Source organism: Nitratireductor rhodophyticola (assembly GCF_019891355.1).
Taxonomy (GTDB): Bacteria; Pseudomonadota; Alphaproteobacteria; order Rhizobiales; family Rhizobiaceae; genus Nitratireductor; species Nitratireductor rhodophyticola.
This window is the reverse complement of sequence record NZ_JAHSSF010000001.1, coordinates 242431-268814: the sequence shown is the minus strand read 5'-3', so window position 1 is coordinate 268814 and position 26384 is coordinate 242431. Positions and strand designations below refer to the sequence as shown.

Below are 26384 nucleotides of genomic sequence, written 5' to 3'. Positions count from 1 at the left end.
ATATCGGGGCGCGGGACGCCACTCTCGCGCCAGGGAGGGGGATCGCTTCCCGAACAACAGACGCTTTTATGAGCAGCCTGAGGTTCAGTCCTTGCAATATCTCGCTGTACGCGCCGCACTGCACATTGCGGCGGTCTTTGCCATCTATCTCTCGGCCGCCATGCTCATCCCGGCAGCCGTGGATCTTTATTACGGCAATGACGACTGGCAGGTTTTCGCCTTTTCCGCACTCTTCACCGGCGGGCTCGCGATCGGCGTATCGCTTGCCACCCAGGGGCGCGCGCCCGTCATCTCCTCCCGCTTCGGCTTCCTTGTCGTCAATCTGTTGTGGATGACGGCCTGCATCGCCGGCGCCGTTCCGATGCTTGCCTCGTCGGTGGAGTTCAGCGTCGCCGATGCATTTTTCGAATCCGTCTCAGGTGTCACGGCGACAGGTGCAACGGTGATTGTCGGCCTCGACAGCATGCCGCCCGGCCTGCTCGTCTGGCGCTCCATCCTGCAATGGATCGGCGGCCTCGGCGTGATCGCACTGGGCCTCTTCGTCCTGCCGTTCCTGAATGTTGGCGGCGTCTCCTATTTCCGCATCGAATCCTCGGACATCGAGGATCGCCCCTTCGACCGCTTCTCGACCTTCGGTCTGGGGCTCATCAGCATCTATGCCCTGCTCACGCTCGCCTGTGCCATTGCTTATGCGGCAGCTGGCATGCGCGCCTTCGATGCGATCAACCACGCGCTGACAACCATCGCTACGGCCGGCTTTTCCACCCACGACGCCTCGATGGGTTACTATGCCGACAATCCGGCGGTGCTCTGGATCAGCACGCTCTTCATGTTCATCTCCGCGCTGCCGTTCTCAATCCTGATCCTTTTTGCGATCCGCGGGCGGCTCGATGCCCTGCGCGATCCACAGATACGCGTCTTCGCCGGTTACGTCATCGTGTTCGTCCTTGCCGTCGCCGTCTACCTGCGTATCGTCCACGATCACACATTCTTCGACGCCCTCACCCATTCGGCGTTCAATTTCGTGTCGATCATCACCACAACCGGCTATGCCAGCGACGACTATTCGCAATGGGGCGCGTTCGGGGTCGCGGCCGCGTTCGTTGCCATGTTTCTCGGCGGCTGTTCGGGTTCCACCACCGGCGGCATCAAGGCATATCGCTTCCTGATCCTGTTCAAGCTTCTGGCAAACGGCCTGCGCCGGTTTGTTTACCCCAACACGATCGTCACGGTCCGCTATGGCGACCGGCCGGTGGACGACGACCTGCAACGCGCCGTCGTTCTGTTCATGTCGGCATTTCTGGTCATATGGGCGGTCATCATCCTGCTGCTCGCCGCGACCGGGCTCGATTTCGTTACCGCCATTTCCGCCGCGCTGACCGGGCTCACCAATGTCGGCCCCGGTCTTGGCCAGGTCGTTGGCCCCGCCGGCAGCTTTGCGCCGGTTCCCGATCTTGCCAAATGGATCATCGCCTTCGCGATGCTGATGGGTCGGCTTGAAATTTTGGCCGTTCTCGTCATCTTCACGCCGGTTTTCTGGGAAAGATAGCCTTCCATCCGCAAGCTCTTTCCTCCTAAAACGAATGCCGGGCCAAACGCTGGCGGTCCGCGAGCCACGAACAGGGTTATTGTAGAATGCCATTCCACAAATTCCAGAATCTGTTCGTCCTTCTCCTTGTCGCGCTGATTGCAGGCTGCGCAAATCCGCATCCCTCGCGCCTGATCGCCGAAACGATTGCGCCAGCACGCGCGGACCAGATTGCAGGAACTCACGGCATTTTCATTGCCACCAACCGGATGCAGACGGAAAAACCGGGTGAAATCTTTGCCAGTGGGCGTGCCCCCGACCCGGCATTCGCAAAGGTGGAAATCACCGTTCCGGCCGTGCATGAAACCGGCAAGATGGAGCTTGCTCCCAATCCCAGGGTTGCCGATCCGGCCCGTTATTTCGCCGCCCGCCGCGCCATTCTCTTCGCCGGGGAAAGCGATTTCGAGAATGCGCTCAGGGACGATATCGCCGCGCATAACGGGCGCGCGCTCGTGTTCATCCACGGCTACAACACCGGCTTCGACGAAGCCGTCTATCGCGCCGCGCAGATCTTTCACGATTCAGAATATGCGGGCACGCCGATCCTGTTTTCCTGGCCGTCAGCAGGCCGCACGATCGATTATGTCTACGACAGCAACAGCGCCACATCGGCCCGCGACGCGCTGGAAGAGACGCTGCGCACACTCGCCCGCGCGGGAGCCCGGCGCATCGATGTGGTGGCGCACTCCATGGGGAGCTGGGTCACCATGGAGGCGCTGCGCCAGCTCGCCATTTCCGGCGACCGCGATCTCGGTGGAAGGCTGGCCGATGTCGTTCTCGCCTCGCCCGACATCGACATAGACGTCTTCAAGGGACAGATGCGGCGCTATGGCGTGCCGGAGCGCCCCTTTGCCGTTCTCACGTCGCAGAACGACCGGGCGCTGACACTGTCCGGCTTTATCGCAGGCAATCAGCCCCGGCTCGGCGACTATCGCAATGCAGAAGATCTGACGGGCCTCGGCGTAACGGTCATCGACGTGACGAAGGTCTCTTCGGGCGACTGGCTGAACCACACGAAATTTGCCGAAAACCCCGTTCTCGTGCGCCTGCTCGGCGAGCGCCTGTCCAGCGAGGGCGAGTTGAACGAAGGCAATGAGGATGTTGTTGTCGGCCAGGTCGAAAACCTGGTCCGCGGGCTCGGGCAGACATTCGGCTCGGCGGCCGACATCGTCATCACCACGCCGCTCACCGTGATCGAACTCGCCACCGGCCAGGGACGGCGTCGCTGATTTCTTTCACTCAGGGCTTGTTGAGTATCGGACTGGAAAGTGGAATCCGGTTTTCGGGTGATTCCACCTAGCGTCCGCATAAATGCGGAAAAACAGACATATAGAGCGGGCGGCGTTTCCGGAAAACGGTGAACCGCTCTAAAGAAAAAGATCGACCTTGCGGAAATTCGACACGTCGATAATGCCCGTGTCAGATATCCGAAGCTCGGGGATCACCACGAGCGCCAGAAGCGAGTGCTGCATATAGGCGTTGTTGAGCGTACAGCCCATCTCGCGCATGGCCTCGGTCAGCTTCGCCGCCTTCTGCGCCACCACTTCAGCTCTCTCGTCTGACATCAGCCCGGCAATCGGCATCTCGACCAGCGCGAGCTCGCGCCCCTTCGAGAAGAGCACCACGCCGCCGCCAACTTCGCCCAGCCGGTTGGCGGCTTTCGCCATGTCCTCCTTGTTGGTCCCCACCACGATCATATGATGTGAATCATGCGCGACCGACGAGGCCATCGCGCAATCCTGCATATAGCCAAAACCCGAGACGAAACCGTTCGTTACCTGCCCCGTGCCGCGATGCCGTTCCACCAGCGCGATCTGGCAGATATCGTTGCGCCGGTCCATGGCGACAACGCCGTCCTCGACACCGAGCTCGGCTTCAAGCGCCCGCGTCGGCGCCTGGTTCTCGATCACACCGATCACACGCGCCCGCACATGGTTCGCGCCTTCCGGCGCTGCAATGTCGAAATCCTCTGCCGTGAGTTCCTTGCCGAGCCGCACCGTGTTCTTCGCCTTCTCGGGATAATCATAAGCGGGAATGTCTGCTTCGAGCCGCCCGCCCCGCGCCAGCCTCACACCCCGCGCGAACACCTCGTCAATCGCAAGTTCGGCGAGGTCCGACACGATGAGGAAATCCGCCCGTCGCCCCGGCGCGATGGAGCCCAGCTCGCGCTCGAGGCGAAAATGCTCGGCCGTGTTGATCGTCGCCATCTGGATCGCCGTCACCGGCTTCAGCCCCTGGGCGATCGCATGCCGCACCACACGGTCCATATGCCCGTCATTGACCAGCGTGCCAGAATGGCTGTCATCGGTGCACAGAATGAAGTTGCGCGGATCGAGCCCCTGCTCCGTCACCGCCTTGATCTGGCTTGCCACGTCATACCACGCAGAGCCAAGCCGAAGCATGGCCTTCATGCCCTGCCTTACACGGGCAATCGCGTCCTCCGCGCGTGTGCCCTCATGGTCGTCCTCCGGCCCGCCGGCCACATAGCCGTGGAACGGTAGGCCAAGGTCAGGCGAGGCATAGTGCCCGCCGACCGTCCTGCCAGCTTTCACAGTCGCAGCAATCGCCCCCGTCATCGTCGCGTCATTCGCCGCAACACCGGGAAAATTCATCACCTCGCCGAGGCCAATAATGTTAGGCCAGTTCATGGCTTCCGCCACGTCCTCGGCCGTGAGTTCGGCTCCCGCATTCTCAAGCCCGGGCGCCGAGGGCACGCAAGAGGGCATCTGCACGAACACGTTGATCGCCTGCGCCATGGCCTCGTCATGCATGAGCCGCACACCGTCGAGGCCCAGGACGTTGGCAATTTCGTGCGGATCGATAAACATAGACGTCGTGCCATGCGGGATCACCGCACGGCAAAATTCCGTCACCGTCACCATCCCGCTTTCCACATGCATGTGCGCATCGCACAGCCCCGGCACCAGATAGCGCCCCATCGCGTCGACCACCTTGGTCTTCTCACCGATGGCGTGGCTCGCATCCGGCCCGCAATAGGCAAAACGCCCCGCCACGATGGCGATATCTGTCGCGGGAATCACTTCGCCCGAATGGACATTCACCCAGCGCCCGTTGCGCACCACCAGATCGGCCGGCCGGCGTCCCATTGCCACATCCACCAGAAGCGGCGCGACCGCGTGCCATGGCTTGAGTTCGGTGGATCGCACGGGCTTTGTATCGGGCATGATATCCTCCTGATGGAGGGCGCACTTTGGCAAACCCGCGGCTTCCGCGCCAGTCCTCAAATCGCATCCCTGTAGGGAGAGAAGAGCGCGCCTGTACTAACTTGCGATGGCGTCCCAGGCGGCGATCGCGCTGTCCACCACCCGTTCCAGTTCAGCGCAGGAGGCTCCGTCACGCGCCTGGATCGAAAGCCCGTGCAACACGGTCACATAGAAGGCGGCGACCCGCGCCGGATCAGCGCTTTCGGGCACATCGCCGTCGCTGATTCCACGCTCCACACGGCGACGAAAGCACGCCTCGTTCTCGCGGCGGCTTTCGGCGAGGAAGCGGCACACGGGGCTGTTTTCTGGAGCACCGGCGAGCGCGGCCGTCACCACCATGCAGCCGCGGGGATTGTCTGGGGCGCTGTAGCAGCGGGCATTGAGCCGTAGCGCACGCTCGATCGCCCCGCGCGCGGTATCACCACCTTCCAGCGCCTCGCTCACCGGTGCGCCCTGCTCGCGTCCATAAAGCTCAATCGCTTCGCGAAACAGCGTCTCCTTGCAGCCAAACGCCGCATAAAGGCTGGGCTTGTTGATGCCCATGGCCTGCGAAAGCTCATTCATCGAAGCGCCTTCATATCCGCACGACCAGAACACCCGCATCGCATGATGCAGCGCTTCGTTCCTGTCAAATGCTCTGGGCCTGCCGCGTCCAGCCATCTCGAATACCTTTTGTACCAAGCCGTAAATAATTTCCTTGACCCGATTTCTCAAGCCTGACTATTTTCATAACGATCGGTACATAAATAGGAGAACGATATGACCGGAACGGAAATCAATCGGGATCTGCAGGGCAAGGCAGCCCTCGTCACAGGGGGCAGCCGCGGCATTGGAGCGGCCATCGCCCGGCGTCTTGCAGTGCGCGGCGCAGACGTCGCAATCACCTATGCCGCAAGCGCTGCAAAGGCTGAAGGCATTGTGGCAGAGATAGAGGCCACCGGTGCTCGCGGCCTCGCCATTCAGGCTGATAGTGCCGATCCGCAGGCTGTCACCGCTGCGGTCAACACCGCCGCCGAGACCTTCGGCCGGCTCGATATTCTTGTGAACAACGCAGGCATCTTCCCCTACGGCCCGCCGGAGGCCGTCACCGTGGAAGAGATCGACCGCACAATCGGCATCCACGTGAAGGGCGTATTCGTCGCCTCACAGGCAGCCCTTTCGCATATGCGCGAAGGCGGGCGGATCATTTCCATTGGTTCCTGTTTCGCCCAGCGTGTTCCCCATGGCGGCGTCACGCTCTACTCCATGAGCAAATCAGCGCTCATCGGGTTCACCAAGGGGCTCGCCCGCGATGTCGGCGCCCGTGGCATCACCGTCAATGTGGTGGATCCAGGCTCCACCGACACCGACATGAACCCCGCCGACGGGCCAGGTGCGGACGGGCAGCGCGCCCTGAACGCGGTGGGCCACTATGGGGCGCCGGATGATATCGCCGCCATGGTCGCCCACCTTGCCAGTCCTGAAGGTCAGTATATCACCGGCGCTTCGCTGGCCGTTGATGGCGGCAGCAACGCCTGAGAAAGCACCGCCCTGTCTCAATAGGCAACGGTGAAGCGGGCGCGGCGGTTTCGCGCCTCTTCCGCCTCATCCACCAGCGCGATGGCGAAATCCTCCATGGAAATCGCGGACCGCCCGGCCGAATCGAGCAACAATTCCCCCGCACCGAGCCGATATCGACCGGTCCGCTCGCCCGGTTCCAGCAGCGCCGGCGGGCAAAGATAGGTCCAGTCCACATCGTCGGCCTCCTGGCAACGCCGGTATTGGTCAAGGCTTGCCTGTGCGATCGGGCGGATCGCCGGCGGTACGAAGCGTGGATCATCCAGCACAAGGCCGCCATCGGAATCCGGCACGGCGAGGCAAGCCGCCCCGCCCACCATGATCAGCCTGGCGGAACTGCCCTTGAGTCCGGCCAGAATCCCATCCGTCATCGCAGCATGATCGCCTTCATGCCCGCCTGCCGGCCGTGTTGCGGCGATAAGCAGATCATGTTCCCGCGCCAGCCGCGCGATTGCATCTGCGTCGCTCACATCCGCAACCACGATCGCCGCGCCTTCAGGCACATTCGCAACACGTTTCCTGTCCCGCACTACGGCCGTCACCCGATAGCCACGCGCAAGCGCTTCGGCCGCCGCGCGACAACCCACATTTCCATTCGCACCAAGTACAGCGATCCGCATGATCGTCCTCCAGAATTGAGTGTTTTGAGATTTGAAGAAGGGTGCAGCCAGCGTCAGCCAGTCTGCCCAACGGGCCGGGAGGCAACGCCCGAGCCACGCTTCAAAAGGGTCACGATAGCGGCAATCACCATCAGGCTGCCCGGCAGCCAGTGCCAGCCGATCAGTTGCGGCCGGGTCACGAAGAGCACCACCATGGAAACGAAAGGCACCAGATAGCTGTAGGCCGTCACCGCACCCGGCGTCAGCACACCCGTGCCGCGCTGCATGAGCCAGAAGGTCACGCCGCTTGAAAAGACGCCGAGATAGGCAACGAGAAGGACATCGCCCATCTGCATCCGCGAAAGCGCGTCGACCGGCTCGAAAGTCACACCGGCCAGCGCGATCAGCACACCGCCGCCGGCGAGGCTCCAGAACGTACGCGCCGCCGCATCCTTCGAAAGCAGGTTCCGCGCCAGCCCCCATTTGGAAAGCACGGGGTAGAGCGCAGACGCAATGCAGCCCACAAAGAACAGCACCTCGTTCCAGCCAAACTGCAACTGGGCAAGGTCGCCGCCCGTCTGCGCCATGGCCAGCGCCAGCGCACCGAGAGCCCCAAGGCCCAGAATGGCCAACAGCCCGCCCGCCCGCGGCTCGACGCCCAGCATCCGCCCCAGCCCGTAGGCAATCAGAGGCATCGTCACAAAAAGCGCCGACATGGAAAGCGCGGTCACCCGATGCGCAGCCCAGAACATGATGCCGAAAAATCCCGCAAGGCAGAGCCCCATCACCGCGTAGAGCGCAAGGGCCGGCAGGCTCGGCCGCCAGTCCTCGCGTCCGCGCACCATCGGCACCATGGCGAGTGCCGCGATGGCGAAACGCAGCGCCGTCAGAAGCAGCGGCGGCAAGCCGTCGGACAGGAAGCCGACCGCGGGGAACGAGGCCCCGACGATCAGTGCCCACAAAAGCATGCCCAGATGGGCACGCATCACACTCTGCTCCCTGTCAGTCGCCACGGGTCACCTGCCTTTCAGAACTCTATCGGCTTCAAACATGAAGGCATAGCTAGTTCATTGCGATCCGATTGATAATATGCAACTCAGACGAATGACTATTGACTGACAGTGTTGAATTATGGATCGCTTCACCGCCCTCACCGTGTTCCGCACGGTCGTTGAACTCGGCAGCTTCGCTGAGGCTGCGCGGCGCCTGCGCCTCTCCCCCGCGGCCGTCAGCAAGAACATCAGAGAGCTGGAAGCGCATCTCGCCGTCCGTCTCATCAACCGCACGACGCGTCGCATGAGCCTGACGGAGGCGGGCGCGCTCTATCACAAACGCATCGCCGGCATTCTCGACGATCTGGAGGAGGCCGACGCCACCCTCGGGCCGCTCCAGCAGGAGCCACGCGGCCTCCTGCGCGTCAGCGCCCCCATGGCGGCAAGCCTCGTCGCCCTGTCGGCATCAATCCCGCGCTTTCTCAAACGCTATCCGGAGATAACCCTCGATCTGAGGCTCGACGACCGCCGCGTCAACATTGTCGAGGACGGTTTCGACTTGGTCATTCGCGGCAGCGATCGGCTGGAAAATTCGAGCCTGATCGCCCGCAGGCTGCTCATCCTCGACCACGTCCTGTGCTGCGCGCCCACCTATCTCGAAAGCAACGCACCACCCGCCGCACCGGAGGAGCTGCGCCGCCACGAATGCGTGCAGTTCACGCTTTCAGGCCACGCGGACGAATGGACTTTCCACAAGGCCGGCCGCAGCGTCAGCGTGCCGGTCAACGGTCGCTACAAGGTCACCTCGAGCCTCGCCGTGCGCGATGCGCTGCGCGCCGGGTTCGGCGTAAGCCTTATTCCGAGACTTTATGTGCAGGACGACCTCGCCTCCGGCCACCTCGTCCCGCTTCTCGCCGACTGGACGCCCATGGACACCACGCTCTACGCGATCTACCCCTCCGCCCGCCACGTGCAGGCCAAGGTGCGCGCGTTCCTCGACTTCCTTGTCGAGACGCTCCCTGCCCGAGCTGGCTGACCGTCCACGCCGCGCACGTCTGCAGTGCGCCCCCAAACCTGTTATGAGAGAATAATCACCCGATTCTCCCGACAGGCCCGCCGTGACCGCTGACCCGACGCATATCCTCAAGACCGTTTATGGATACGAAGCCTTTCGCGGCCGCCAGGCCGAAATCGTCGATCACGTCATCGCCGGCAACAACGCCTTCGTTCTGATGCCGACAGGCGGCGGCAAGTCGCTCTGCTATCAGATCCCCGCACTCTGCCGCCCGGGCCTCGGCCTCATCATCTCGCCGCTCATCGCCCTCATGGCCGATCAGGTGGCCGCGCTGAAACAGGCCGGTGTGCGGGCCGCCGCGCTCAACTCCAACCTGCCTCCCGAAGCCCGCCAGGCCATCTGGCGCGCCATGGGCAACGGCTCGCTCGATATCCTCTACGTCTCGCCGGAAACCCTGCTGCGCCCAGCGGTTCTCGACCGGCTCAAACAGGTCAGTCTCTCGCTCATCGCCATCGACGAGGCACACTGTCTCTCCCAATGGGGCCATGATTTCCGCCCCCATTACCGTCAGCTCGATGCACTGGTCGAAGAGTTTCCGGACACGCCGCGCATGGCGCTCACCGCCACCGCCGACGCGCCCACCCGCGCCGAAATCATCGCCCATCTGGGCATTGCCGGGCACGACAGCTTCATCGCCGGGTTCGACCGCCCCAACATCAACTACGCCATTGAGGAAAAGGACAATCCGCGCCGTCAGCTCCAGCGGTTCCTTGAAAAGCACAGGGATGAGAGTGGCATCGTCTACTGCCTTTCCAAGCGCAAGACCGACGAAACCGCCGCCTGGCTTCAGTCGGAAGGCTACAACGCGCTTGCCTACCACGCCGGCATGGACCGCGAGGCGCGTGAGGCCAACCAGACCCGATTCCAGCGCGAGGAAGCAGTCATCATGGTCGCCACCATTGCCTTCGGCATGGGCATCGACAAGCCGGATGTACGCTTCGTAGCGCATCTCGATCTGCCCGGCAGCATTGAAGCCTACTATCAGGAGACGGGTCGCGCCGGGCGTGATGGCCTGCCTTCCGAAGCCATGATGCTCTATGGTTTCGACGACATTGCGCTGCGCCGCCGCTTCATTGAGGAGTCCGACGCATCCGACCAGCGCAAACGCATGGAGATGCAGAAGCTCGACGCGCTTCTCGGTCTGGCCGAAACGGCCCAGTGCCGGCGCCACGTCCTGCTCAACTATTTCGGCGACGATTGCGAGCCCTGCGGCAACTGCGATACCTGCTCCAGTCCGCCAGAGCGCTTCGACGGCTCCATCGCGGTGCAGAAAGCGCTCTCATGCATCTATCGCACGGGCGAACGCTTCGGGCAGGCCTATATCGTCTCCGTGCTGCTCGGCGCGGAGGACGAACGCATCACCCGTTTCGGGCACGACCAGATTTCCACCTACGGCATCGGCAAGGAGCACGATCAGCGCACCTGGCGCTCCATCCTGCGCCAGATGGTCGCCCACGGCTTCGTCGATGTGGATTTCAGCGGCCATGGCGGCCTCTCGATTTCCGAGCGCGGCGCGCGGTTTCTGCGTGAAAAGCCAACGCTGATGCTGCGTGTTCCCCGCCCGGCAACAAAGGGCAGGAGCCGCCGCTCTTCCGGCAGCGAAGCTGCCAGCGCCCTCGCCCCGGCTGATGCCGAACTCTTCAAGGCGCTGCGTGAAAAGCGTATCGAGATTGCCCGCGCGCAGAACCTGCCGCCCTATGTCATCTTTCACGACCGCACGCTGATCGAACTGGCCACCGCCCGCCCCGTGTCCCGCAGCGCCATGGCCGGAATTTCCGGTGTCGGAGAAGCCAAGCTCGACCGATATGGCGAAGCCTTTCTGGACGTCATCGCCAGCTATCGCTAAGAAATCACGCCCGCGAGAAGAAGCGAAACATAAGAATTTTATTGATTTAAGTAATTGTCTGTCGACTTGGGTCTCGGTATATTTTGTAAATTACGGGTATTTTGGGCTCGGGCAGCAAAACTCTGTCTGTCATAAATGCATAAGACCATCACTTCGCATCATAATGCGGCCTGTATGGGATCCTGAGATTTCGGGAAGAACATCAGGTAAAAATAAAAATTGCGTCGTGATGCCAGTGGTTTTGAGGGGGCACATACATTATCGGACGTTCAACGGCCGACTGACGGCAATCTTATTGTCGGGAAGCGCGCTGGGAAGTTTCATGGCATGGCCGGTTTCCACCGCTCACGCCGCCTGCACTCTGGTTCCTACGGCCGGCAACGACGTATTCGTCTGTGATAGCGGCACGCACACGGGCGATGTTCTGGACCTTTCAGGCAACAACACCCTGACACTGCCCGCTGGCGGCTCCGGCATTATCAACGGCAATGTCACGTTTGGTCCCGGCGTCGACACGGTCGAGGTGCATTCAGGCGAAATCAACGGTCAGCTGCAGCAGGGCGACGGCGTCGATGATTTCAGGATGACTGGCGGCCAGATTGACAGCCTAAACCAGGGCGGACATTTCGACACGTTCTTCATGTCCGGGGGCCATATCGTCAATCATTTCGACGACGGCGACGAAGCGGTCATGACGGGTGGGCGCATCGGTCGTGTCGACATGAAACTCGCCAACAACATTTTCGACATGTCTGGCGGCACCATTGACGGCAATCTGGTGGCCGGTTTCGGACACGACACCATCATCCTTTCCGACGGTTCGATCGGTGGCAATATCAGCGTCAGCGGAGGCACTGACCACGTCACGATCACCGGCGGTTCTGTCGGCGGCGATGTCCGATTGAGCGTGGGAACCGATACACTCCTGTGGGACGGTGGCGGCAGCATTGGCGGCAATGTGGATTTGGGCGGTGACGACGATACTGCCACGCTACGCAACCTGAACGCCTCCAGTCTTGGTGGTCTGAATGCGTTTCTCGGCGGCCTCGGCGCAGACGACCTGACGCTTGAAGGCGTGGTGGCCGACACCCCTGACCGTTTCCAGACGCTTGAAACCATCAATGTGAATGCAGGATCTGCCCTGACCTTCTCGGGTAGCGAGACGCTTACCCTCGGCGACAGCGGCACCGGCACCGGATCCATGAACATCGACGCGACCAGCGCTCTCTTCGGCGGCTCGGCGACTGGCGGCATCAATGCGTTCGGCACCGGCCAACGCGCAAGTGTAAGCAATGCCGGAACCATCGACTTGACCAATGGCGCCGACAGCACCACCGACACGTTCACGATCACCGGCGATTATTTCGGAGATGGCGGAAATCTGTCTCTGAACACGGTGCTGGGCGACGATGCCTCGCCTTCGGACAAGCTTGTCATCGCGGAGGGAACCGCCACCGGTTCCACCGGCATCTCCATCGTCAATCTGGGCGGCAGCGGCGGCGCCACGGTTCAGGACGGGATTATGGTGGTCGAGGCCACCGGAGGCGGAACCACTGCCTCCGGCGCGTTCTCCCTCAACGACCGCGTCGCGGTCGGAGCTTTTGAATATTACCTGTATAGAGGCGGGGTTTCCGCCGGGACGCAGGATAACTGGTATCTGCGGTCGACCATCGTCAATCCAGCGACACCCACGCCCTCTGTACCGGAGCCTGCTCCTGCGCCCGGTGCAGGCCCCGCTCCGATCCTGCCTCCGGATCCGGCCGCACCGGTGGCCCCGCCCACTCCAGGCGCGACCCTGGTGGCAGGCGAGACAGTTCCTCTCTACCGTCCGGAGGTCGCAACCTATTCCACGGTTCCGCCTGTACTTCAGCATTTGGCAATGTCCACGCTTGGCACATTTCATGAAAGACGCGGTGTGCAACCTTTTCTTCGGGATGGAGAAGCGGTTCTGCCCGCGAGCTGGAGCCGGCTCTTCGGACAGACCGTCCAAAGCAAATGGGGCGGCACCGTCGCTCCCGGTTTTGACGGGAGTTTATTCGGCTTTCAGCTTGGTCAGGACCTGATCGAAAACGAAACCGGTAATGGGCACGTAGACCGGGCGGGAATCTTCATCAGTCATGCCCGCATGAACGGTGACACCACCGGTCAGGCCATTGGCTGGAATGACGTGGCAGTCGGCGAACTCGACATTCACGGCACCAGCCTGGGCGGCTACTGGACGCATGTTGCGCCCAATGGCTGGTATCTGGACGGCGTCGTGACGGGTACCTGGTTCGGCGGAGAGGCACGCTCCAATGCCGGCGAAGCCATCGAGGTAGACGGGACCGGTGTCGCAGCCTCTGTCGAGACAGGCTATCCTGTCGCTTTCAACGATCGCTGGCGCCTGGAACCGCAGGCCCAGTTGATTTGGCAACATCTTTCGCTCGACGATCAGAGCGACCGTTTTTCTACAGTCACCTTCGAAACAGACGACGCCGTCACAGGGCGGTTGGGAATACGCCTGGAAGGAGATTTTCAGGCAGGCGATGGCCAGAGCCTGAAACCGTATTTCAAGGCCAATCTCTGGCATACATTCTCGGCAGAACATAGCCTGCGTTTCGGCGGGGATGCGGTTGCAACCGAGCTCAAAGGCACATCACTCGAACTCGGCGCAGGCCTTGTAGCCAACCTCACCAAACAGGTCGGCCTTTTCGCAACAGCGGATTATGCGACGAATATCGGCGGTGAGAAAACGCAGATAGTCGAGGCCAATCTGGGCCTGAGCATCACCTGGTAGGCTGTGCCGGCATTGTTCGCCTCACGCTCCCTGCGTGTCTGGTGCGGACGGCGGGGGTCGAACCCGCAAGCCCGAAGGCGGCAAATTTTAAGTCTGCTGCGTCTACCAGTTTCGCCACGTCCGCACGGTTCAACGACTAGCGGTAGAAACCCGCGCGATCAAGCGCGATACGCATGTTCTTCAGAGAATACGCATGTTCACTTGTACATGATGGCGCGTGAAACCCGGTCGGCATCCACATGATGGGGTCTTGCGTGTTCCGGCGTCACCGCAGGCGTGGCCCCTTTCGTCAGCGCATGTCAAAGCGGAATCGCGGTTTCGTCCTTACCGGTTCGAATCACCATCATCGTCCAGTATCTCGCAACATTCATCCGCTCCTGAAACAGTCGGTTGCAGAGCGCATCATATTCCTCCATGTGCCGCAGACGCAGGATCAGAACCGCATCGACCTCTCCCGTCACGGCATAAGCCTGGGCAACCGCTTCCTCCCTGGCCGCAAGGTCGAGGAATTGCCGTGTGTTCGGTTCACCGTGAAGCCTCAACTCCACCGTCACCACCGCCTTCAGCGTGCGACCGGTCTTGGCCGGGTTCAGGATTGCGGCAATCCGGTCAATGACACCTGACTGACGCAACCTTCGAATTCGCCGCAGACAACTCGAAGCGGACAGGCCCACCTCGTCGGCCAGGGCGGCATTGGTGCGCGAGGCGTCACGCTGCAGAAGATTGAGCAGTTTCCTGTCGATCCGATCCATCCATACCTCCAGAGCACGAATCCCGTCTTGCAATAAAATTGCACAAGTATGCAATTTTTGACCACAAATGCGAATGCCCTCGGGCTAGAGGATGGCGGCAGTCAATTCTTGGAGACAGAGATGTCCGCACTCCGATTTGCCATCCACAAAACCCTCGAGACGCTTCAGATATACTGGGAACTCGTGCGCATCATGGTTCCCATCACAATCGCGACCGAGGTGATGTCCCGGGCGGGACTGATCGTTCTCGCGGCACCCGCTCTGGCTCCTGTCATGGGGCTCTTCGGTCTGCCTCCGGAACTGGGTCTTGCCTGGCTGACGGGCATGCTTGTGGGGATATGGGGTGCGATTGCTATGATTTTCACGCTGGTGCCCGCCACGTCGATGAGCGTTGCCGACATCACGGTGTTTTCGGCACTCGTGCTGATCGCGCACGGCCTGCCGATTGAGCAGAAGATCATCCAGAGAGCCGGTCCGGGATTTGTGATCACCACGATCATCCGCATCGCCGGCGCCGTCGTTTACGCCATGATCCTGCACCATGTACTGGAGACAACCGGCTGGCTCGCGGAGCCGCTCAACCCGACCTGGATACCGGTCGTTGCCTCCACCGACTGGCTGGGTTTCCTTGTCGGGCTTCTGGAAGCCCTCGCCGTCATGCTTGCCATTCTCCTTGCCCTTGCCTGGGGGCTGGAAGTCCTGAAGCTGACGGGCATCATGGCACTGTTGATGAGGATACTTGCCCCCGCATTGCGCCTTGCCGGGATCAGGGAGGAAACGGGACAGTTTACCGCCGTGGGTCTGTTTCTCGGCATATCCTACGGTGGCGGATTGCTGATCCGCGAAGCACGAACGGGCAACATCTCACCCCGCCAGGTCTTCATTTCATGCGTATTCATGGGCTTCGCGCACAGCATTATCGAAGACACCCTGATCGTCATGGCTCTGGGCGCGGACGCCCTTGGCGTGCTCGCCGGGCGCCTTGCATTCGCGGTCGCGGCAACGGCCCTGATTGCCTGCGTCCTGCGCTCGATCCCCGATGACAGGTTTTTTTCATGGGCGTTCCGGCGCACGAAAGGCGAGGCACCGGCCGGCCCGTAGAACTTTCAGTAAAAGCGGAAACGTTCCGGCCTTGAAGACCGACATCGCCCCCGCGGGATTCTGCGGGGGCGATTGTGCTTGAATTTCCGGCTTTCGCCGCTGTCAGCCAGCAAGCCTTGCGGTGATTTCGGCCAGCCGCTTGCCCTGGAATTTCGCACCTTCAAGCTCCTGCTCGGAGGGCATGCGCGAACCGTCACCATTCGTGGTCGTGGTCATGCCGTAGGGTGCCCCGCCGCGTACCTTGTCGTTGCCCATCTGGTCCTGATAGGCATAGGAGAGCGGCACGATCAGCATACCGTGGTGCTGAAGGGCGAGCTGCGTTGAGGCCAGCGCAAGCTCCGCGCCGCCATGCTGCGTGGCGGTCGACGACATCACCGTAGCCGGCTTGTCGATCAGCTTGCCTTCCGCCCAGAGCGGCCCCGTCTGATCCAGGAAATTCTTGATCTGCGCCGCCATCATGCCGTAGCGCGTCGACACACCGAAAATGAACCCGTCATAGTCGGCAAGCTCCAGCGGCTCGGCGATCGGGGCCTCCTGGTCGAGCTTGTAATGTGCCTTCTGGGCCACCTCTTCCGGAACCAGTTCAGGCACGCGCTTGATGGTCACGTCGGCGCCTGCGTCCCGCGCGCCTTCGGCGGCGGCCCTGGCCATGGCTTCCATGTGGCCCCAGCTCGAATAATAGAGAACCAGAATCTTGGTCATTGTCTGCTCCGCTTTCGCTGCAATCTCGGTTTCGGTCGTCTGCCGCGACAACGCGGCCTCAACGCATCTAACCTCTGTCGGGTTCACTAAAAACCGCACGAAAGCCGACACACTGTTCACCGTTTGAGGCCCATTGCCCCCGCCATGCCGGAGGTTTATCTCTCCTTTGGTCAACAGGGATCACACACGAAATGAGCGAACTCGTAACGGCCGCGATGGTGGTCATAGGCGACGAAATCCTGTCGGGCCGCACCAAGGACAGGAACATCGGCCACCTGGCCGACATGCTGACGGCGGTCGGCATTGATCTGCGGGAAGTGCGTGTCGTCTCCGACGACGAGACGGCCATCGTAGAAGCCGTGAATGCGCTGCGCGCGCGCAACACCTATGTGTTCACCACAGGCGGCATCGGCCCCACCCACGACGACATAACCGCCGATTCCATCGCCCGTGCCTTTGGTCGCCCATGCGGTTATGACGAGAAGGCCTACCGGCTCCTTGAAGAGCACTATGGCCGTCGCGGCATCGAGTTCTCCGAGGCCCGCAAGCGCATGGCGCGCATGCCCGAAGGCGCCGAACACATTGAAAATCCGATCTCGGTCGCGCCCGGCTTCCGCGTGGAAAACGTCTATGTGATGGCCGGTGTGCCGGCAATTTTCCAGGCCATGCTCGACAATGTGATCCCCAAACTCAGGACCGGCGCCCGGCTTATCTCCGAGACCATCCCTTCCCCGCTTCCCGAAGGCGCGATTGGCGGTCCGCTCGGCGAAATCCAGGCCGCCCATCCCGAAACCATCATCGGCTCTTATCCAAAATATCAGGACGGTTCCTTCTGGACCGAAATCGTGGTTCGCTCCCGTTCGAGGGAGGCGCTTGCGGCGGCTGTCGAGGCGACGCGCCACATGCTGGAAGCGATTCCCGCCAGGCAGGTGGTAAAAGGTTGATCTGGCGCAAAACTTTTTGCCCCTCAAAGCGTTAGGGTCAGGACCTAATAAAGACGGCCCTGCATCGCAGCTCCAAGGAGGCTGACATGAGCTACAAGACCATTCTTGCCATTCTTCAAAGCGAGGCCGACGCCCCGCGCGTTCTCGATCTCGCCCTGCCGCTCGCGGCCCGTCATGATAGCCATGTCATCGGTCTCCACGCCGAAGCATTGCCGATGGTCATGGCCTCCCCCATGGGCGGCCCCGTCGTCGATCTGAGCGTCGACATGCAGGAGGAGACAAACCGCCGCCACGCAGTGATCCGCAACCTTTTCAACGAACGCGCCCGCAAGGAAGCCGTTGGCAGTGAATGGCGTGGTTTCGACAGTGTCTCGGGCGATTCCGCCATATCCGGCATCGAGAGCGCGCGCAGTGCCGATCTCGTCATCGCCCAGCAGACCGATCCGGACGCTGCCGGCGCCATGGAAGCCAATGTCGAAGCCCTGCTTTTCGAGAGCGGCCGCCCGGTCCTGTTCGTGCCCTACATCCACAAGGCACGCGAGGCCGAGTTCAAAAAGATCATACTCGCCTGGAACGGCAGCCGTCAGGCAGCGCGTGCCGCCTTCGATGCCCTGCCCTTCATGAAGGAAGCAGGCAGCGTCGAAGTGTTCTGCGTCGACCCGCAGGACACGCCCCGTCGCGATGCCGCCATGGCAGGCACCGCCATCGCCGCGGCACTCGCCCGTCACGATATCGACGTCACGGTCAAGATGGAGCAGTCTGGCGGCCTCTCCCACGGTGAGGTGCTGGACAATCGCGTCGCCGACACGGGCGCCGATCTTCTGGTCATGGGTGCCTTCGGGCGTTCCAGGCTCCGCGAATTTGTGTTCGGCGGTGCCACCCGCACCATTCTGCAGAGCATGACCGTGCCGACCTTCATGGCACATTGATGCCGGTTTGCCCCGTCTTCGCAGTGGAGACTGGCTGAAAATCCGTCATCGGAGGGTGTCGGGCTTGCGCTCGACATCCCTTTCCGGCTAATTCACCGCGCATTCCGATCTGCCGCCGCGATGCGTATATGGAGTGCGATGTCGATGTCTCTTCCCGAAAAAGCCTTCCCGGTCTCCTGGGACCAGTTTCACCGCGACGCGCGCGCCCTCGCCTGGCGGCTCGCCGGAGCCAATGGCGGCTGGAAAGCCATCGTCTGCATCACACGCGGCGGCCTGGTGCCCGCCGCCGTCATCTCCCGTGAACTCGGCATCCGCCTGATCGAGACCGTCTGCGTCGCCTCTTATCACGACTACACCGAACAGGGCGATCTCAGGGTTCTCAAGGAGATCAACCCGGAACTTCTGAAGGATGACGGCGAAAACGTCCTGATCGTCGACGACCTGACCGACACCGGCAAGACCGCCGCCATCGTGCGCGCCATGATGCCGAAGGCACACTTTGCCACGATATACGCAAAACCGAAGGGCCGGCCGCTGGTCGATACATTCGTTACCGAAGTTTCCCAGGATACATGGATCTATTTCCCCTGGGACATGGGCTTTTCCTACCAGAAGCCGATCGCCGAAGACCAGCGCGGCTGAACGGGCCCGGGGAAACGCGCCCCATGTCGCGCATCGAGCAAAAGTCCGGCACGGCGAACGATCTGACGTCCGGTGAAGCATTCGCTCCCGCCGAACGCGACGCCGTGTACCGTGCCATCGCGACACGCCGCGACGTGCGCGGCGAGTTTCTGCCTGACCCGCTCTGCGAGAACGCGCTTTCCCGCATCCTCGCCGCCGCGCACCAGGCGCCATCCGTGGGCCTCTCCCAGCCCTGGGATTTCATTCTTGTCCGCGACAGGGAAACGCGCAGCCGGATCGCCGAAATCTTCGCCAGGGCCAATGAAGAAGCCGCAAAACGGTTTCCCGCGCAGAAACAGGCCCAGTATCGCACCCTGAAACTTGAAGGAATTCTGTCCGCGCCACTCAATATCTGCGTAACCAGCGATCCCGCGCGCGGTGGTCCCGTCATTCTCGGTGCCACCCACATGGCCGACACGGATCTCTTCAGCACCGTGTGCGCGATCCAGAATCTGTGGCTGGCGGCGCGCGCGGAAGGCATCGGCGTCGGCTGGGTGAGCATTCTGCACGAGGATCAGGTCAAATCGGTGCTTGGCATTCCCGATCGCATTCGTCTGGTGGGCTATCTCTGCCTGGGGCATGTGCGCGGCTTTCATGACCGACCCGAACTCGAAAAGCGCGGCTGGCGACGCCGTGATGATGTGAAGAAACACGTCCACGAAGAGAAATGGAACGTACAACACGACCCTGACGATTGATGGTTTGGCGCACGATTGTTGCGCCAAGCGCTTGATTTCTGTCGGCAATTCACTATGTCTGCCATCAGGCTTTCTGCGCCCCATGATTCGAGCGCGAGAGCAGTTCGGCGGAAAACATCCGCCCGGCGCGTGAATTTAGCGTAGAAACAGTTATTTGCAGGAAAGTCATGAATCCCGGCGCGATGAGCCCGGGCAAAGGAGAAGTACGATTTTCACTCACGGCACACGTTTGCGGTTGACAGAAACCGTCCGGCGTCTGTTCGGCGGCAATCCGCGCCGTGTGCAGGCCGCGGCCCTGCCGTGGAGGAAGACCCCGGATGGCAAACGTGTCGAATTCCTGCTCGTCACCAGCCGTGGTACCGGCCGCTGGGTCCTGCCCAAAGGGTGGCCGGAAGGTGCGGAAACGCTTGCCATGGCCGCCCAGCGCGAAGCGCGCGAGGAAGCGGGCGTCCGCGGGAAGCCGGGCGAAGGTGAAATCGGGCGTTTCTACTATCACAAACTCGACGGAACAGGCGTCGAGTGGCCCTGCGAGGTCGCCGTCGTTCCGCTCGAGGTGACGGAAGAGCGCGCAAAATGGCCGGAGCGCAAACAGCGAACGCGTCAGTGGTTTTCGCCTGCTGAGGCAGCCGCTGCCGTTAAGGAACCTGATCTGGGTGAACTCCTGATTCGGTTCGCACACAATCCACGGGAAATCGCTGCCTGAACGACCTTTTTCGTCGTCAGGACTTGCCGCGCGGAACATTGTTTCCTAACCGGGACCGGATTTCTTTGCGATATGCCGGCTCAACGGCACAGCACCGGCCGAAACTGGAAATGGAATGAGCGACACCGCCACCAATCCGCGCAAGCAGACCCTCGACAAGGATCTCGACAAGCTGGTGCACGTCGAGGAGGCCACGACCACCGTCGCGCGCGGCCTGGTCGCGCCGGGCCTTGGCCTTCTCTTCCTGGCGCTTACTGCCATTTTTGCCGCCACCTACACATTCGGTGAGCCGCGCGCGGTGATCATCATCGCCGCCGCCGCGATCGGCGCCTATATGGCGCTGAACATCGGCGCGAACGATGTGGCCAACAATGTCGGTCCCGCAGTGGGCGCCAAGGCCATGACGCTTGGCGGCGCGCTGCTCATTGCTGCCGTGTTCGAAAGTGCCGGCGCGCTGATTGCCGGCGGTGATGTGGTCGACACGATCTCCAAGGGCATTATCGATCCGGCTGCCGTGGGAACGCCCGAGGCTTTCGTGCGGGCCATGATGGCCGCTCTCATCTCCTCTGCCCTGTGGATCAACCTGGCGACCTGGATTGGCGCTCCCGTTTCAACCACCCATTCCGTGGTCGGCGGTGTCATGGGTGCCGGCATTGCCGCAGCCGGCTTCTCTTCCGTCGACTGGGCGATGATGACGCAGATCGCAGCGAGCTGGGTGGTCTCCCCCGTCGTCGGCGGCATTATCGCCGCCCTGTTCCTCGCCTTCATCAAGACAGCCATCATCTATCAGGACGACAAGATCACGGCGGCGCGGCGCTGGCTGCCGCTCCTGATTGCCATCATGGCCGGTGCATTCGCCGCCTATCTCACGCTCAAGGGGCTTAAAAAGGTCTTTCCCGTCAGCGGCACGGGCGCTGCGATCATCGGCTTCGCCTTCTTCGCCGTGACCTGGTTTCTGGCGCACCTCTTCGTGCATGCCCAGTCGGAGGGGCTCGAAAATCGCAACCAGTCGCTGCGCAGCCTTTTCAAGGTTCCCCTGGTCATCTCGGCCGCCCTCCTCTCCTTCGCCCATGGCGCCAATGACGTGGCAAACGCTGTCGGCCCGCTGGCGGCAATCGTCTTCACGGTCCACGAGAGCACCGTCAACACCACCGTCACCATCCCCCTCTGGGTGATGATCATTGGTGCAGCCGGCATTTCCATCGGCCTCGTTCTCTTCGGGCCAAAACTCATCCGCATGGTCGGCGAACAGATCACCAAGCTTAACCCCATGCGCGCCTTCTGCGTCGCACTGTCGGCTGCCATCACAGTCATCATTGCTTCCGGTCTCGGCCTGCCGATCAGTTCCACCCACACCGCCGTCGGCGCGATTTTCGGCGTCGGCTTCTTCCGCGAATGGTATACGGCGCATTCGAAACGCCGCCGTGCTTATCTTGAACGCAAGGGGGTGCGGCTCAAGGCGGACAACGGCGCCAGCGACGACGACGATCTCGAGATCGAACTGCAGAAGACGTCACGTGAGGAAATCGCCCGCCGCAAGCTCGTGCGTCGTGCCCATGTGCGCACCATCGTCGCCGCCTGGGTGACGACGGTTCCGGCAGCTGCCCTGCTTTCGGCTGTCATATTCCTCGTGCTCGATCTCGTCGCCTGACACCGATTTTCTACATTCGGCTTTTTTTACGCGCGTTTTTTTACCGCGCGTTTTTTCTACCCCCTGCCCGCGCCAGATACCGGGAACGCTGGGTTTCTAAAACCGCAACAGTGTCGAAGCGGCTTCCCCATTATTCACATATGCGACACACAACATCTTGCGGTCACAAATGATCCAGACCCGACTCCTTGACGTGAGGATACGAGTCGCCTTTTATGGGTTTCGCGCCTGCGTTCGTAAGGTGCGATTGGTCGGCGAAAGTCCGGTCGATTTTCCAATTTTGTATTGAGTTTCCGAGACCTGCCCGAACAGATTTTTGGGCGGTGCGGCGCCGTTTGCGCCGTGAAAAAAGCAAACGGGGGCGCGTGTGCCGATCTGGCATAAAGAAGCTGTTAACACTATATTTAGTGTCTTCAGATATTCTACGCACCAGATAATGTGAATGTTATGTGACGTTAGCGTTGCATCGGCGTCAGGTTGGGGGCGGTTTCGCAGACTGCGAGGCATCGCTTCAGAAGGGTCGTCTTCCCGGCCCGCCACGAGGCACCAACCTTCGGTAAAGGAGAGTCGTTCGTTCCGGCGAACGGCAGTCGGCGGACACAGCGTCTGCGCGGTGAAAATGTGATGAGGCATTGACCGTTGCAGACACTATATTTGGATTAGGGGCGAAGAGGATAAAATGCGCATCGAACGCCGGTTCACAAAGCAAGGCCAGAGCCCATACGCGGAGATTTCTTTCCGCAAGGCCACGAGTGAAATCAAGAACCCGGACGGCTCCATCGTCTTCCGGCTGGAGAACATCGACGTTCCGGCGCAGTTCTCCCAGGTCGCCAGTGACATTCTGGCCCAGAAATATTTCCGCAAGGCGGGTGTGCCCGCCCGCCTGAAGAAGGTCGAGGAGAACGACGTCCCCTCCTTCCTGTGGCGTTCGGTGGCTGACGAGGAAGCCCTGAAGGACCTGCCCGAGGATGAGCGCTATGGCTCCGAGACCAGCGCCGCGCAGGTTTTTAACCGCCTCGCCGGCACCTGGACCTACTGGGGCTGGAAGGGTGGCTATTTCAATGGCGAGGAAGACGCGCAGGCGTTCATGGACGAGCTGTGCTACATGCTCGCCACCCAGCGCGTTGCCCCCAATTCGCCGCAGTGGTTCAACACCGGCCTGCACTGGGCCTATGGCATCGATGGTCCCGGCCAGGGCCACTATTATGTCGACCCCTTCACCGGCAAGCTGGTGAAATCCAAATCGGCCTATGAGCACCCGCAGCCCCATGCGTGTTTCATCCAGTCGGTCGGCGACGATCTCGTCAATGAAGGCGGCATCATGGACCTGTGGGTCCGCGAAGCGCGCCTCTTCAAATACGGTTCGGGTACCGGTTCCAACTTCTCGCATCTCAGAGGCGAAGGCGAAAAGCTCTCCGGCGGCGGCAAGTCTTCGGGCCTGATGTCCTTCCTGAAGATCGGCGACCGTGCCGCCGGTGCCATCAAGTCGGGCGGCACCACCCGCCGCGCGGCCAAGATGGTCGTGGTCGATGCCGACCATCCCGATATCGAGGCTTATATCGACTGGAAGGTGAAGGAGGAGCAGAAGGTTGCTGCCCTCGTCACCGGTTCCAAGATTGCCAAGAAGCATCTCGAAGCCATCATGAAGGCCTGCATCAACTGCGAAGGCGCAAATGACGACTGCTTCGACCCGGCCAAGAACCCGGCGCTGAAGCGTGAGATCAAGGCCGCCAAGCGCAATGCCGTGCCGGAGAACTACATCCAGCGCGTCATCCAGTTCGCGCGGCAGGGCTATACCGATCTCGGTTTCAAGACCTATGATACGGACTGGGATTCGGAAGCCTATCTCACCGTCTCCGGCCAGAATTCCAACAATTCCGTCTCTTTGAAGGATGACTTCCTGCGTGCCGTCGAGGCCGATAGCGACTGGAACCTCATCAACCGCATCGACGGCAAGGTCGCCAAGACCGTGAAGGCCCGCGACCTGTGGGAGAAGATCGGTTATGCTGCATGGGCGTCCGCCGATCCGGGCCTGCACTACAACACCACCATGAACGACTGGCACACCTCGCCGGCGGCGGGCCCGATCCGCGCCTCGAACCCGTGCTCGGAATATATGTTCCTGGACGACACGGCCTGCAATCTCGCATCGATGAACCTTTTGCAGTACCGCAACAAGGACGGCTCCATCGACATCGCGGCCTATGAGCACACGGTGCGCCTGTGGACCATGGTGCTCGAAATCTCCGTCATGATGGCCCAGTTCCCATCCAGGGAAATTGCCAAGCTCTCCTATGAATACCGCACGCTGGGTCTTGGCTATGCCAATATTGGCGGCCTCTTGATGACCTCCGGCATCCCCTATGATTCACCGGAAGGCCGCGCCATCTGCGGCGCACTCACGGCGATCATGACAGGTGTTTCCTACGCCACCTCGGCCGAAATGGCCGGCGAGCTCGGCGCGTTCCCCGATTATGAGCGCAATGCCGAAAACATGCTGCGCGTCATCCGCAACCATCGCCGCGCCGCCCATGGCGAAAGCGATGGCTATGAGAAGCTGGCCGTGAACCCGGTGCCGCTCGTTGCCGAGGATTGCCCCCATGCCGACCTGATCGAGCATGCACGCGCTGCCTGGGACCGCGCGCTGGAGCTCGGTGAAAAGCATGGCTACCGCAATGCGCAGGCCACCGTGATCGCGCCCACCGGCACGATCGGCCTTGTCATGGACTGCGATACGACCGGCATCGAGCCCGATTTCGCGCTGGTGAAGTTCAAGAAGCTGGCCGGTGGCGGCTACTTCAAGATCATCAACCGCGCCGTGCCGGAAGCCCTGCGTACCCTCGGTTATTCCGAGGCCCAGATCGCCGAGATCGAGGCCTATGCCGTCGGTCATGGCAATTTCGATCAGGCTCCGGCCATCAACCCGACCAGCCTCAGGGGCAAGGGTTTCGACGACGAGAAGATCGCCGCCGTCAACGCCGCGCTCAAATCGGCCTTCGATATCAAGTTCGCCTTCAACAAGTGGACGCTGGGTGAAGATTTCTGCCGCGAGAAGCTCGGTTTCACCGACGAACAGCTCGACGATTTCTCCTTCGACATGCTGGCCGCCCTCGGCTTCAACAAGAAGGAGATCGAGGCAGCCAACATCCACATCTGCGGTGCCATGACGCTGGAAGGCGCACCGCATCTGAAGGAAGAGCACCTGCCCGTCTTCGACTGCGCCAATCCGTGCGGCAAGATCGGCAAGCGCTATCTCTCGGTCGAGAGCCACATCCGCATGATGGCCGCTGCCCAGCCCTTCATCTCGGGCGCCATCTCCAAGACCATCAACATGCCCAACGAGGCGACGGTCGAGGACTGCAAGGAGGCCTATCTCCTTTCCTGGAAGCTGGCGCTCAAGGCCAACGCGCTCTACCGCGACGGCTCAAAACTCTCGCAGCCACTCAATGCCTCGCTCATCGCCGACGATGAAGAGGATGCCGACGATCTGGTCGAGGAACTGGTCGCAGCACCAACCGCCGCACAGGCTGCGGCGGTCTCGGAAAAGATCATCGAGCGCGTGGTCGAGAAAGTGGTGCGCGAGCGCGAGAAGCTGCCCAACCGCCGCAAGGGCTATACCCAGAAGGCGGTGATCGGCGGGCACAAGGTCTACCTGCGCACCGGCGAATTCGACGATGGCCGCCTCGGCGAGATCTTCATCGACATGCACAAGGAAGGCGCTGCCTTCCGCGCCATGATGAACAATTTCGCCATCGCCATCTCGCTCGGTCTGCAATATGGCGTGCCGCTCGACGAATATGTGGAGGCCTTCACCTTCACCAAGTTCGAGCCGGCCGGCATGGTCATGGGCAATGACGCGATCAAGAATGCCACGTCGATCCTCGACTATGTGTTCCGCGAGCTCGCCGTTTCCTATCTCGACCGGTCCGACCTTGCCCATGTGGACACGTCCGACTTCACCAACACCGCGCTTGGCCGCGGCATCAATGAAGGCAAGGCCCTGCCCTATTCCAAGGGCCTGACCCGCGGCGCGCCGCTCAAGGTCGTTTCGGGCAAGTCCGGTGGCGAGCCAAAGGGCTCGTCCGGCAGCACGGTGCGTGCTGTCTCATCCGGTGCAACGGTGCATGCGCTGAAACCGGCGGTCGCCGAACTGCACGAGGAAGCCACCGCCTTCCGTCGTGACTATGAGGAGCGTGCGAAGGAACTGGCCGAAGAGGTTGCACAGGACAACGACATCAACGATGTCTTCACCGAAGCCGCCGCCACGGAAGCCGCCGACGCCAAGAAGGTCGAAACCCACCGCCGCCAGCAGGCGATCATGCAGGGTTACACGGGCAATATGTGCTCGGAGTGCCAGAACTTCACCATGGTGCGCAACGGCACCTGCGAAAAATGCGACACCTGCGGCGCAACGAGCGGATGTAGCTGAGGCGATAGCAGCGACACTCCAAGTGATTGAAACAAGGCCCGTACCTTAGGTGCGGGCCTTTTCTATTCGCGTAAAGCATCACCGGAATGGCATGGAGCCCCGGGTCAAGCCCCAATTCCGCAAAAGCGCGTTCCATT

20 protein-coding genes and 1 tRNA gene are annotated in these 26384 nt (G+C 61.5%); 14 read left to right on the top strand and 7 right to left on the bottom strand.

Going from position 1 to position 26384, the window contains the following annotated elements:
• Positions 1–91: 91 nt before the first annotated feature.
• Both KUG85_RS01230 and KUG85_RS01225 read left to right on the top strand, forming a co-directional pair.
• The gene (locus KUG85_RS01230; protein ID WP_065815065.1) at positions 92–1549 is read left to right on the top strand and encodes a TrkH family potassium uptake protein; all 1458 of its coding nucleotides are present in this window, start codon (positions 92–94) and stop codon (positions 1547–1549) included.
• 86 nt (positions 1550–1635) lie between these two features.
• The gene (locus KUG85_RS01225) at positions 1636–2817 is read left to right on the top strand and encodes an alpha/beta hydrolase (RefSeq protein WP_223003877.1); all 1182 of its coding nucleotides are present in this window, start codon (positions 1636–1638) and stop codon (positions 2815–2817) included.
• Positions 2818–2955: 138 nt separating this feature from the next.
• Here KUG85_RS01225 and ade read toward each other — a convergent pair whose 3' ends face one another.
• Together ade and KUG85_RS01215 are read right to left on the bottom strand one after the other, a co-directional pair.
• Positions 2956–4773: an adenine deaminase gene (gene ade / locus KUG85_RS01220; RefSeq protein ID WP_223003876.1), complete on the bottom strand. Its 1818-nt coding sequence runs from the start codon at positions 4771–4773 to the stop codon at positions 2956–2958.
• Positions 4774–4869: 96 nt separating this feature from the next.
• Complete coding sequence (locus tag KUG85_RS01215; RefSeq protein ID WP_322098558.1) at positions 4870–5415, bottom strand: TetR/AcrR family transcriptional regulator; 546 nt, start codon at positions 5413–5415, stop codon at positions 4870–4872.
• Between the two features lie 156 nt (positions 5416–5571).
• Between KUG85_RS01215 and KUG85_RS01210 the strand changes: the two genes are divergently transcribed.
• Positions 5572–6330, top strand: a complete 759-nt coding sequence (locus KUG85_RS01210; protein WP_223003875.1) for an SDR family oxidoreductase — start codon at positions 5572–5574, stop codon at positions 6328–6330.
• A 17-nt stretch (positions 6331–6347) separates the two neighbouring features.
• Here the strand turns inward: KUG85_RS01210 and KUG85_RS01205 are convergent, their stop codons facing one another.
• Together KUG85_RS01205 and KUG85_RS01200 are read right to left on the bottom strand one after the other, a co-directional pair.
• A complete protein-coding gene (locus KUG85_RS01205; RefSeq protein ID WP_223003874.1) occupies positions 6348–6989 on the bottom strand; it encodes an NAD(P)-dependent oxidoreductase in 642 nt (213 codons plus the stop codon).
• Positions 6990–7042: 53 nt separating this feature from the next.
• Entirely contained in the window at positions 7043–7954 is a 912-nt protein-coding gene (locus KUG85_RS01200) for a DMT family transporter (RefSeq protein ID WP_223003873.1), read from the bottom strand.
• A gap of 145 nt (positions 7955–8099) precedes the next feature.
• On the opposite strand from KUG85_RS01200, the gene KUG85_RS01195 reads away from it, so the two are divergent.
• The 3 genes from KUG85_RS01195 to KUG85_RS01185 all read left to right on the top strand — a co-directional run bounded on the left by KUG85_RS01195 (position 8100) and on the right by KUG85_RS01185 (position 13657).
• Complete coding sequence (locus KUG85_RS01195) at positions 8100–8996, top strand: LysR family transcriptional regulator (RefSeq protein WP_065815061.1); 897 nt, start codon at positions 8100–8102, stop codon at positions 8994–8996.
• A gap of 82 nt (positions 8997–9078) precedes the next feature.
• Positions 9079–10881: a DNA helicase RecQ gene (gene recQ / locus KUG85_RS01190; protein ID WP_223003872.1), complete on the top strand. Its 1803-nt coding sequence runs from the start codon at positions 9079–9081 to the stop codon at positions 10879–10881.
• The gene (locus KUG85_RS01185; protein ID WP_255606212.1) at positions 10841–13657 is read left to right on the top strand and encodes an autotransporter family protein; all 2817 of its coding nucleotides are present in this window, start codon (positions 10841–10843) and stop codon (positions 13655–13657) included. The genes recQ and KUG85_RS01185 overlap by 41 nt, the downstream gene beginning before the upstream one ends.
• A gap of 39 nt (positions 13658–13696) precedes the next feature.
• Here KUG85_RS01185 and KUG85_RS01180 read toward each other — a convergent pair.
• Positions 13697–13781, bottom strand: a tRNA-Leu gene (locus KUG85_RS01180).
• 175 nt (positions 13782–13956) lie between these two features.
• Positions 13957–14409 (bottom strand): Lrp/AsnC family transcriptional regulator, encoded by a 453-nt coding sequence (locus tag KUG85_RS01175; RefSeq protein WP_223003871.1) that lies wholly within the window; start codon positions 14407–14409, stop codon positions 13957–13959.
• A gap of 120 nt (positions 14410–14529) precedes the next feature.
• Between KUG85_RS01175 and KUG85_RS01170 the strand changes: the two genes are divergently transcribed.
• Complete coding sequence (locus tag KUG85_RS01170; RefSeq protein WP_223003870.1) at positions 14530–15510, top strand: nucleoside recognition protein; 981 nt, start codon at positions 14530–14532, stop codon at positions 15508–15510.
• Positions 15511–15612: 102 nt separating this feature from the next.
• Here KUG85_RS01170 and wrbA read toward each other — a convergent pair whose 3' ends face one another.
• Entirely contained in the window at positions 15613–16212 is a 600-nt protein-coding gene (gene wrbA / locus KUG85_RS01165) for an NAD(P)H:quinone oxidoreductase (protein WP_007006972.1), read from the bottom strand.
• A gap of 191 nt (positions 16213–16403) precedes the next feature.
• Between wrbA and KUG85_RS01160 the strand changes: the two genes are divergently transcribed.
• The 7 genes from KUG85_RS01160 (at position 16404) to KUG85_RS01130 (ending at position 26247) form a co-directional block, all read left to right on the top strand.
• Positions 16404–17156, top strand: a complete 753-nt coding sequence (locus KUG85_RS01160) for a competence/damage-inducible protein A (RefSeq protein ID WP_223003869.1) — start codon at positions 16404–16406, stop codon at positions 17154–17156.
• 86 nt (positions 17157–17242) lie between these two features.
• Positions 17243–18085 (top strand): universal stress protein, encoded by an 843-nt coding sequence (locus KUG85_RS01155; RefSeq protein WP_223003868.1) that lies wholly within the window; start codon positions 17243–17245, stop codon positions 18083–18085.
• 144 nt (positions 18086–18229) lie between these two features.
• On the top strand, positions 18230–18727 hold the full coding sequence (gpt, locus tag KUG85_RS01150) for a xanthine phosphoribosyltransferase (RefSeq protein WP_065815054.1): 498 nt from the start codon (positions 18230–18232) through the stop codon (positions 18725–18727).
• A gap of 23 nt (positions 18728–18750) precedes the next feature.
• Positions 18751–19464 carry a 5,6-dimethylbenzimidazole synthase gene (bluB, locus tag KUG85_RS01145; protein ID WP_223003867.1) on the top strand — a complete coding sequence of 238 codons (714 nt, stop codon included), beginning with the start codon at positions 18751–18753 and terminating at the stop codon, positions 19462–19464.
• 235 nt (positions 19465–19699) lie between these two features.
• A complete protein-coding gene (locus tag KUG85_RS01140; RefSeq protein ID WP_007006977.1) occupies positions 19700–20167 on the top strand; it encodes an NUDIX hydrolase in 468 nt (155 codons plus the stop codon).
• Positions 20168–20282: 115 nt separating this feature from the next.
• Entirely contained in the window at positions 20283–21818 is a 1536-nt protein-coding gene (locus KUG85_RS01135) for an inorganic phosphate transporter (protein WP_065815052.1), read from the top strand.
• A gap of 679 nt (positions 21819–22497) precedes the next feature.
• The gene (locus KUG85_RS01130) at positions 22498–26247 is read left to right on the top strand and encodes a vitamin B12-dependent ribonucleotide reductase (protein WP_223003866.1); all 3750 of its coding nucleotides are present in this window, start codon (positions 22498–22500) and stop codon (positions 26245–26247) included.
• The last annotated feature ends 137 nt before the right edge of the window (positions 26248–26384 follow it).